The 3,477-nt window shown below is 64.4% G+C and carries 2 protein-coding genes; one reads left to right on the top strand and one right to left on the bottom strand.

The annotated features are described in order from the left end of the window. Positions 1-109: 109 nt before the first annotated feature. Positions 110-1,996 carry an ABC transporter ATP-binding protein gene (locus tag AC1D15_RS22665; protein WP_477827742.1) on the bottom strand — a complete coding sequence of 629 codons (1,887 nt, stop codon included), beginning with the start codon at positions 1,994-1,996 and terminating at the stop codon, positions 110-112. Positions 1,997-2,486: 490 nt separating this feature from the next. Here AC1D15_RS22665 and AC1D15_RS22660 point away from each other — a divergent pair, with 490 nt between their 5' ends. Next, the gene (locus AC1D15_RS22660) at positions 2,487-3,413 is read left to right on the top strand and encodes a hypothetical protein (RefSeq protein WP_477827741.1); all 927 of its coding nucleotides are present in this window, start codon (positions 2,487-2,489) and stop codon (positions 3,411-3,413) included. Positions 3,414-3,477 lie beyond the last annotated feature (64 nt).

Below are 3,477 nucleotides of genomic sequence, written 5' to 3'. Positions count from 1 at the left end.
AGCTCAGTTGGAGACCGCGTGCACTTGGCTAGCCTTCGATGCCGCTGATTTTCACAATGAGCGACCGATCTTCCGGCCTCTCGTCACGGACGCAAGCTCAGACGCTTTCTCAGATTGAGACCGTCGCCCCCGGTTGCCGCACCGACTCGGGGCCCTCTTCACCATCCTCCGCCTCCTCCCCCAGGAACCCCCCGCTCTGATGCGCCCACAGGCGCGCATACAACCCGCCCTGCGCCAGCAGGCTGCGGTGGTCGCCCTCCTCGACGATGCGCCCCTTGTCGAGSACGAYSAGCCKGTCCATCGCCGCGATGGTCGACAGCCGGTGCGCGATCGCGACCACCGTCTTGCCTTCCATCAGCCGGTACAGGCTGGCCTGGATCGCCGCCTCGACCTCGGAGTCGAGCGCGCTGGTGGCCTCATCGAGCAACAGGACCGGCGCGTCCTTCAGCATCACGCGGGCGATCGCGATGCGCTGGCGCTGGCCGCCGGAGAGCTTCACGCCGCGCTCGCCGACATGCGCGTCGTAGGCCTGGCGCCCCTTCGGGTCGGTCAGCCCCTGGATGAACTCATGCGCCTCGGCGCGCCTGGCCGCGGCGGTCATCTGCAGATCGTCGGCATCGGGCCGGCCGTAGAGGATGTTGTCGCGCACCGAGCGGTGCAGCAGCGAGGTGTCCTGCGTCACCATGCCGATCTGCGCACGCAGGCTGTCCTGCGTCACGCCGGCGATGTCCTGCCCGTCGATCAGCACGCGGCCCGATTCGACGTCGTAGAAGCGCAGCAGCAGGTTCACGATCGTCGACTTGCCGGCGCCCGAGCGCCCGACCAGCCCGATCTTCTCGCCCGGGCGGATGTGCAGCGACAGGCCGTCGRTCACCGGCTTGCTGCCGCCGTATGCGAAACCGACCTGCTCGAAGCGGATCTCGCCGCGCGTCACCGACAGCGTGCGCGCATCGGGCCGGTCGACCACCGCCTGCGGGCGCGACAAGGTGTTGATGCCGTCGTGCACCGTGCCGATGTGCTCGAACAGCGACGCCATCTCCCACATGATCCAGTGCGAGATGCCGTTCAGGCGCAGCGCCATCGCGGTGGCCGCCGCGACCGCGCCGATGCCGAGTTCGCCCTGCACCCACAGCCACAGCGTGGCGCCGGTGGTCGACATGATCAGCCCGATGCTCAGGCTGTGGTTCACGATCTCGAAGCCGCTCACCAGCCGCATCTGCGCATAGGCGGTCTGCATGAACTCCTGCATCGCCGAGCGCGCGAAGCCGGCCTCGCGCTGCGCGTGCGAGAACAGCTTGACGGTGGCAATGTTGGTGTAGGCGTCGGTGATGCGGCCGGTCATCAGCGAACGCGCATCGGCCTGCGCCTGCCCGATCTTGCCCAGCCGCGGCACGAAGTAACGCAGCGCCGCGATGTACAGGCCCAGCCAGCCGAGGAAGGGCAGCAGCAGGCGCGCGTCGAAGGTGCCGACCACCGCGGCCATCGTCGTGAAGTAGATGATGACGAAGACGAGCACGTCGGTGAGGATCATCACCGTGTCGCGCACCGCGAGCGAGGTCTGCATGACCTTGGCCGCGACGCGGCCGGCGAACTCGTCCTGGTAGAAGTTCATGCTCTGCGCGAGCATCAGCCGGTGGAAGTTCCAGCGCAGGCGCATCGGGAAGTTGCCGGCCAGCGCCTGGTGCTTGAAGAGCGTCTGGAACGCCGCGGCGATCGGGCTGACCAGCAGGATCGCCGCCAACAGCAGCAGCGTGAGGCTGTGCGTGGGCCACAGCTCGGCGGGCTTGGTTGCGCCGAGCCAGTCGACGACGCGGCTCATCATGCTGAACAGCATCGCCTCGAACACGCCGAACGCGGCGGTCAGCAGCATCATGCCGAGCACGAAGCGGCGCGAGCCCAGCGTGCACGCCCAGACGAAGGCAAAGAAGCCGCGCGGCGGCGGCACCGGCACGGCATCGGGATACGGGTGCAGCAGGTTCTCGAAGTAGCGGAACACGCGAGGGATCTCCACGGGTGGGGCGGGAACGCGAAACAGGGTGGCATGGTGGCGCCGAGGGCGGGAGCTTATCCGCTCGCTGCTGCCATCGACTGACAAGCGTTGCTTTCCTTACCCTTTTCGAACGATGGGCGCGCGCGGAGCACGGCACAATCCCATCCCATCAAGGCGACAAACCGACCGCACCACTGGGCGGAATCCGGAACCCGTACCCGGCGCCAAGACTCCGTCTCGTTCGACTCCGAGCGATGTTCGGTAGCTACAAGGGCCACCCTGCGGTGGCCCTTTTGCTTTTCGGGGTTCGTGTGGAACCGGCGGAGCGTCACGGTGACTCAGTGCTCGTTGTTCATTTCCGAACATCTTGCTCCACGGAGTTGTCGTGATTCCTCGACCCAAGCTAGACCTTTCCAACCCAGGCATCCACCCAGTTGCTCCCGACACAACGGCCAACGCGGATGAACAACCCCGCCCGCCATCAATCCGGGAGCGCATGGATGAAAACATCGACCACGCGAACAGGCTTCTCGAACTGCTCAAAAGTCTCGAGCCGCCGCAAGAAGATCCTTTCATCACAACGACATCCGAGGGGCGCGACGGAGGCGCTCCGTTGAAACGCTTCAATGCCGTGCCAGCCTTGCCGACTGCTTCGTCGATCGACCTCAAGGAACGGGGGAAAAAAGCGCTCGCTTCACGAACCGACAGCCATATCCACAGCCCACGGACGAAGCTCTCGTCACTTGGCTCGGCCAGATCGGACACCCGCGACGGGAAGCGTACGGCCACATCCAGTTCACCGAGGCGATCGACGATCGTTGACGAGAAGCCAAAAGTGACCCKCTTTCACCAAGGCAGTTTGCGCTCTACACCACCGCGCAACATTGACGATGACAGGCCGGAACGCAAGGTGAAGTTTGAAGAAAAGTCGAAGCCGCTGCTGCAGCGACGTCATGCGCACACGACACTTCACAAGTTTGCTGCCCGTACTGAGTCCTCCGTGAGTTCGCCAACGGCCTCGCCTCGCAAGCCTTCTCGCCTCGGGCGGCTTCTCTCTCGGCCCCACGAGGGAAAACCTCCAAACTCATCACACCAGCCCGTCGATCAGAAAAAGACCGCCAGGCGCGCATCCCTTCCAGACCGGTCGCGCACCGAGGGCAAGCAGACGCTTCAAGATGGTTTCGTCAAGCGCATCAACAAGAGCCTGTCGCCACGCAAACATGGGGACGTGGATGGTACCGAATTGCAACCCAAGTCGCCCGCGCGGCCTGAAGAGACGATCCGGCTGTTGAAGGCGGAGACTCGTTCCTGGAAGGACGCTCACGATCAATTGCTGGGCGAGAACGATCAGTTGAAGCAACGCGTCCGCCAATTGACACAGCAAATTGAAATGCTCCTCGCGGAGAAGAGCGAAAAGCAATAGACCTCGCTGATGCCGGAACCGATCCTTCATTCGAACCCACTCACGGGCTCCGATCCTTATCCTG

The organism is Rhizobacter sp. P2_H2, from assembly GCF_056403375.1.
Note: the sequence above shows the minus strand (reverse complement) of the source record. Positions and strands in the feature narration are given on the sequence as shown.